The sequence below is a fragment of the Xanthovirga aplysinae genome (assembly GCF_009711365.1).
Classification (GTDB): domain Bacteria; phylum Bacteroidota; class Bacteroidia; order Cytophagales; family Cyclobacteriaceae; genus Xanthovirga; species Xanthovirga aplysinae.
Genome location: NZ_SMMB01001015.1, coordinates 1 through 6,606, shown reverse-complemented (window position 1 = coordinate 6,606; position 6,606 = coordinate 1). Strand labels below are relative to the sequence as shown.

The window sequence follows — 6,606 nt, the reverse complement described above, 5'->3', positions numbered from 1 at the left end:
GTAGAGGAAGTTTTTGCACATTATTCTCCACAGGTAAAAATGGACTTTGAAGATGAAAATGGCGCTTCAAAGAAAGAAGTACTTCACTTTTCAAACCTGGGGGATTTTGGAGTGAAGGGAATGACGGCTCAAAGTGAGTTTCTTCAAGGGCTGGAAACTGAGAAAGACCAATTTCAGAACATTATCAAGCAATTGAAAACCAATAAAATTTTAAAAGCCGCTTTGCAGGACGCAGATTCAAAAGAAGCACTTTTAGATGTGATGAAAACATTAATTCAAGAATTAGAAGAAGCAAAATAATATAAACATGGCAAAACAAAGCGAACAGGCTGTTGCAGTGGCACCTGCTCAGGAAGCCCTAGGTCTGAAGGAAAAAAGTGAAAAATTAGCCCGATTTGGTGGGTTTGATCTTATAGAGTTGGCAGTAGATGGGAGTCAGAACCTGAACCCTGATAGGAAAGCCAGGAAGCAGATCTTCTTAACGGAGCGAAGCAAGAAAGCAGAAAGGGATACGCTAAAGAAGAAACTTCAATTGTGGACGGAGATTCTTTCTTCTAGTGATAATATCGCCGATATGATCACAGAAAGTGTGAAAAAATCTGAAGTATCGGAAGCGACTTTGAAGAACAACTTGGCTTCGGCGGTGAAAGCTACTGCGGAGCTGGAAAAGTCTTACCGTACGGTAGCTTCTTTTTACAAGAATACAGAAAGTGATCGGGTGAAGAATGTTTCCATAATTAATGCGGAGCTTGATCAACTCAAAGATCTGGATAATACTAGATTTATTGATGCTATTCATAATGAGTTGATACAGAATTATGATCGACTTGATTTGAAAAACAACTATGGGTTATTGGTAGTACCAGGTTATCTTGGATCCAATGCGGTGGTTGAAAAATGGGCGAAAATTGCACATACTAATAAGGTGATGTTGGTTACTGACTTTGTGCATCTTGACGAGCCGGATGATGTAATGGAGATGTTTGATTTGGCAGGGCTTGCAGGTGGAGAAGTTCACCGTTCCAATCTGATCATGACTTGTAACTGGTTAGTGGGAAGAGGAAAATTTGAGCATATAGGGGAAACGGAAGACCTATACATTCCTCCTTCAGCAGGATTGGCAGGAAAAATCTATGGTACCTTAATGTCGCAGGTAACGGCTGGAAAGAAATTCGGTGGAATTAACGAAATCGAAGGTGTACGCTTTGACCTGAAGAAAAGTGAAGTGGCTAATCTGGAAGCTATGGGGCTGGTTCCTATGGTGAATGAATACGGAAAAGTGATGGCTTTTTCAGCTAAGACCTTATTCAATGGGGATAATCTAGGATTACAGACCTATTCGGTTGTAAGGGTATTTGATTATGTGACCAAAGTGTTGATGGATTTTCTGAACCGAAGAGCATTTGAGAACTTCTCGGCTAAAACCAGAAAAGAGATCATGAGAAATATAGTTCAGTTTCTTGATGGTATTACTGGTCCGGATAAACTTATTGAAAACTTTGAGGTAAGAAGGTTCGAACAGGATCAAATTCAGAAAGATAAAATTCATTTGGATATTCATATGAAACCTTACTTCCCTGCGAAAAACTTTATGATCAAAATGGAAGGACATAGAGGGGATGATGGTAATGAGTGGGATACTGAATACGCACAAGGCTAAGTGTTAAATAGAAGGATAAACCTTTCTATAGGTTTTATCCTTTTTTTAGATTTTTTATGAGAGAAATGGCTTTAGATACGTCTCTTGGAATGACCGACAGCAAGGGATCCCCTTTCTATGCTGGAAAGGGAAAAGTGGTGACAGAGTACGATACTGAAACGAAAAGAGGAACGATTTCCATTAAAGTTTCGGATAGAAGGTCCGGGAAGGCGGAAGTTTTGTTGAAAATAGGGGCTGATGAAGCCAAAACTATTGAGTTGCCTTGTTATGAGGTTTTGGTTACTGATGATGTAACCCATAAAAAAACTTATTATAAAATAATTCGGGATTCCTTAATACCGGATAAAGAAGAGCCAGTAAGGCAAAGATCTTTTTCATTGTTGGGTGTAAGCATGTTCCAGAAGGATATTTATAGCTTCCAAAATTTTGCGATTGAACCGCAAAATGATGAAGTGGAGCATTTTACTTTACAAAGACACCGTATACTCAAACCCGAACGATATATCGCCTTTGTTTTAAAAAATGAAGAAGGTACAGAAAAATTATTGGTTGGGTCAGGGGATTTGGAAAAACCCCTTGCGGTATTTGAAAACCTAGCCCTTATGAGAATTTTGGATGGTAATCAAGGTCATGATTTTATCCGAGATATTATGGAGAGGGAGCGTTTTATGGGGATGTTACCCGAAATTAAAATGAGCCTGGTTAAAAGAAAAAAAGTAGGAAAAGAATATTTATTATCCGAAACCGGAAAGGTAGATAAAATAATATATTTCTAAAGGGATGAATGGCAGTTATTATAAATTTCCGCTAAAGTTGGGGAAGGTGATTCAAAAGCAGGAGTTGGAAAAAGCAACTTTGGAACAATCTGTTAGCCAGCACATAAGGTTGATTGCTACCACTGGTTTTGGAGACTTTAAACATGATGATCTGTATGGGTGTGGTATTTGGGAAATTGATTTTCTAATATTTCCCAATAACACCATCATCAGAGAGTATGTGAAAAATTCTTTAGAAGAGAGTATAAAGCGTTATGAAAAACGGATTGAAAAGATAAACCTGGAGGTTCAAATATCTGACAGTGGATTGTCATCCCAAACCTCCAAAGTAAGAGCTAAGAAAAGAGCAGATATTCTTGTAAATGCTACCTTGGTAAAGAATAATAAACCCTTTTCTACTCAGCTATATTTTTATATTGGTCCTTTGTCGTTTCATTAAACTTAAAATCCTTAAATGAGCAAGAATACAAAAGAGCGGATTAAAGATCGGATACTGAAACGTGCTGCCAAACTATGGGGTTATCCGGAGGCTGAAGCCGAAACAGCATTTGACCCATTAGTGAGCCTGTTATTGGCCAGCTGTGCAGCAGAGTTGGAGTCCATCTATGGTGAAATAAAAGCTTCAAATGCCAGGGTACTCGACAGGTTGTTGGAGGTGATGACAACCGAAAATGGAGGAGGAGTTCTTCCCGCTCGAACCGTATTACATGCCATGCCAGTAGAGAGCAATTTTACTTTTCAACCTACTAACCAATTTTATGTAAATCATAAAATTCCCAATAAATATGATCCGGGAAATCCCCTAGAGAAGCAAATTTTCTTTGGGCCCACTGGAAGTTTCAGTCTGGTAAATGCAGCTGTAAAATATGTGGCCCTTGACAATAAATTGTTTCATACCTTAAACTACCAGAATAAAGCTGTATTGGCACACGCAGAGCCAAACCAATACCTCAAACCTTCCAATTTGTGGGTGGGTGTGGCTGCAGATAAGAAAATGGAAATTCTGCAAAAGCCTATGTTCTATTTTCATGTTCGAAATGAAGAACATAAAGAGATTTTTTATCATTATTTGAAACAAGTAAAACTGAGTGCCAATAATTATCCGCTTAAACTCCGTTCAGGATATAATTCTTCAGAAGACGGTACTTTCGATATTGAGGGGATTATAAAGAATAACTATAATGCCATGAGCAAGGTCTATGCTCAGGTGAATGCTTTCTATAGTAATAAATTTATGACCCTGGATGAGGAAATCGATTTGAAGAAATACCATGAAGATAAGGAAAGTACTTATCCAAGGGAATTTGTGGATGTTTTTGAAGAGAAGGTACTAGAAAAACTTGAAGAAGACATCGTTTGGTTGAAGTTTGAATTTCCTCCTTCCTTAATTAATGAGATCATTGAAGATGTTCAGCTGGCCCTTAATTGTTTTCCTGTAATCAATAAACAATTGGAGTCAGTTAATCAAAAGGTAAATCCTTTCTTAAATATTTTACCACTGTCCTCCGAAAATAGTTTTTTGGATGTAAAAAGTGTTTATGATACGGAGGGTAATTTTTATGATCAAAAAGCCTATGATGGTAATGAGGAGAGTAATGAAAATGTGGCCATTGTTCGGAATGGAAGCGTAGGAAGATTTGATAGCAGGAATGCTTCAGAACTGCTACAGCACTTGTTAGAAACTTTGAAAGACGAAAGTGCTTCCTATGCCGCCCTGGGAGGTGATTTTTTAGCAGCCAAAGTGAGAAAATTAAATCAAATCATCGCTTCCCTGGAACAAAATTCAGAAGAAAGTCAATTAAGTCGAAGTGCCGTTCCTTACATCATGTTGAATTTGGCTAAGGACGAACAGCAATCGACGAAAAGTATTTTTGCCGAGTACTGGACTACCAATGGGGTGTTGGCGAATAATATTAAGGCCGGTCAAAAGTTTCGCTCCTATTCGGGTGCCAACTTGCAGGAAAAGACTATGATCAATATGTTGGCTACTACGGGAGGAAGAGAGAAACCTAAAGCAGAAGAGAGAATTTATGCCTATAGGGAGGCTTTGTTGAGTCGTAATCGGGTGGTGACCACACAGGATATTAAAGCACTTTGTTATAAGCATTTTGGACAGGCCTTGGATAAAGTAGAAGTAAGCAAGGGAGTGATCACTGATCCATCCACAAACACTGGGTTTGTGAGGACCATAGACGTGCAGTTGTCTCCCTCTGTTTTTGAGGATAGAGCGGTTTCAAAAGATGAGTGGGAATTCTTATGTGAAGACCTTAAAGTTAAATTGAAAGAAAGGGCTTCAAGTGTGTATCCATTTAGAGTTGTTAGTTTGAATTGATGAATTTAGTGAATATAATAAATTATATATTTTTTGTATATATTTGAATATAATTATATTTTCGCGGGTTTTTATTTTATTCTGTTAATAAAATTGCTAATTAACTGTATTTTTTTTGTAAAAAATTTGTTGCTTTTAAATGAAAATTAGTAATTTCAACTATATTATTTATTATTTATTAATTACTTAATTTTATTACTATGTCATTTAAAGCAAAATTAAACGTTGGAGGAGCGGAAGTAAACGTTCTTGAATGTGCTTATGATTTGCACCAGGAAGTAGATGCTACTGGAAGACCATCCTCAGTTACAAGAGGTGGACGTATTCATTTAACAGTGGAGTCTACCGGAGACACATCATTCTTTGAATGGATGACCAACAATTTCGAAAGAAAAGATGGTACCATTACCTTTGTGAAAAGGGATACTGATGCCAAAATGAAAGAACTTAAGTTCTCAGAAGGCTATCTGGTAAAGTATAAGGAGATTTTTTCCTCAGAAGGTGCTAACCCTTTAACTGAGGCATTTACCATTTCTGCAAAAGAAATTGCTCTTGGAAATGGAGAACACATTAATGAGTGGGTATAATCCTATTTGATGAAGGGCTCTTTGAGCCCTTCTTTTTTCTATATTCAATGGGTCTATTTAATAATTTGGAATTATGTCATTTAAAGCAAAATTGGAAATAGACGGAGAGTCGTACAACGTTTTGTACTACGATCTTGAGTTTTATCAGAATACAGGGCATAACAGTAAACCTGCATCCCAAACAGAGGGTGGGCATATTAATCTGCGCATAGAGCTCAATAAAAAAACAGATTTTATGAACTGGGTGATCTCCAGTACACAGACAAAGGATGGGGTGATTACCTTTTTTAATAGGGATTCGGAAAGTACCATGCAGGCTATCACTTTTAAGAAGGGCTATTGCAGTAGGTATAAGGAGATTTTCTATTCGGATAATAATAGCCCTATGATGCTGGAATTAGAAATCATTGCTAAGGAGCTGGAAGGAAATACTGCTGCTTTCCAAAGAAATTGGGGAGGGTTTTAATTCCTTATGATTAAATAAGATTTTCGCTAGTTTCTTGTGGTGTGGAGGAGGCTCTAAGGTTAAAAAAACTGCTAGTTTTTTGATTAACCGAAGAAAAGGAAGTGACGGTTTTGTTAGGAGGAGTAATAGGATATGCAAGGAATTTAGTCAGGTTGTTGATTTTTAGAATACTTATGGGCTCAACGGTAGCCTATTTTTGTTGATGGAGAGATGGTTGAGTAGGGTTTGAAATAAAAAAATAAGACGTTAAAGCCAGTTTTGGTTTTAACCGTAAATTTCTAGTCTAAGAAATAGGTGAATTCCACTTTGGGAACTTTTTGGTAGATGGTCCTATTTTAATGGATCATAAAATTGCTTGGTAATGAACACATGGGGCCAAGTAAAAAGACATTGATAACAGCCTGGGGGAAGGGGGAGATTCTTCCAGCTGATAGATTAACAGGAAATCCCTTTTTAAGGGTTTATCCTTTCATAAAAACATTAAAAATTTTGAGAATATTCAATCACCGAACTGAATCAAGTCGGCTTATGAAGAAGCTTTACATATTCTTTTTTGCTTTAATTTTGTCTTTGGGAAGTTTAAAAGGGAATGAATCACCGGGTGTAGCACACTTGGAACTGGATGTTATCGATAGTTCTCATGGGAATACCATTGATGGTGTTGAAGAAGTAAACAAAAGAAAGATTGAGCAAGTAGGGGCCGGGGAAGTAATCATAGAAAGTATTGTTCCGAGTTCAGAGAGTTGTGTGGGACTTTCAGACGGGAGCATTACTCTTGATGTAAG

8 protein-coding genes are annotated in these 6,606 nt (G+C 37.4%); all 8 read left to right on the top strand.

Annotation, left to right across the window (positions count from 1 at the left end):
* A partial coding sequence (locus E1171_RS10475; protein ID WP_187696386.1) for a hypothetical protein occupies window positions 1-300 on the top strand: 300 nt, incomplete at its 5' end.
* Window positions 301-307: 7 nt separating this feature from the next.
* On the top strand, window positions 308-1,660 hold the full coding sequence (locus E1171_RS10470; RefSeq protein WP_155205956.1) for a DUF5458 family protein: 1,353 nt from the start codon (window positions 308-310) through the stop codon (window positions 1,658-1,660).
* A 65-nt stretch (window positions 1,661-1,725) separates the two neighbouring features.
* Window positions 1,726-2,436, top strand: a complete 711-nt coding sequence (locus E1171_RS10465) for a hypothetical protein (protein ID WP_155205955.1) — start codon at window positions 1,726-1,728, stop codon at window positions 2,434-2,436.
* Between the two features lie 4 nt (window positions 2,437-2,440).
* Entirely contained in the window at window positions 2,441-2,875 is a 435-nt protein-coding gene (locus E1171_RS10460) for a GPW/gp25 family protein (RefSeq protein ID WP_155205954.1), read from the top strand.
* Window positions 2,876-2,890: 15 nt separating this feature from the next.
* Window positions 2,891-4,768: a type VI secretion system baseplate subunit TssF gene (locus E1171_RS10455; protein WP_155205953.1), complete on the top strand. Its 1,878-nt coding sequence runs from the start codon at window positions 2,891-2,893 to the stop codon at window positions 4,766-4,768.
* Between the two features lie 200 nt (window positions 4,769-4,968).
* Window positions 4,969-5,355: a type VI secretion system tube protein TssD gene (gene tssD / locus E1171_RS10450; protein WP_155205952.1), complete on the top strand. Its 387-nt coding sequence runs from the start codon at window positions 4,969-4,971 to the stop codon at window positions 5,353-5,355.
* Window positions 5,356-5,428: 73 nt separating this feature from the next.
* Window positions 5,429-5,821, top strand: coding sequence for a type VI secretion system tube protein TssD (tssD, locus tag E1171_RS10445; RefSeq protein WP_155205951.1), 393 nt, complete (start codon window positions 5,429-5,431; stop codon window positions 5,819-5,821).
* Between the two features lie 528 nt (window positions 5,822-6,349).
* The coding region (locus E1171_RS10440; RefSeq protein ID WP_155205950.1) for a hypothetical protein at window positions 6,350-6,606 on the top strand (257 nt) is incomplete at its 3' end.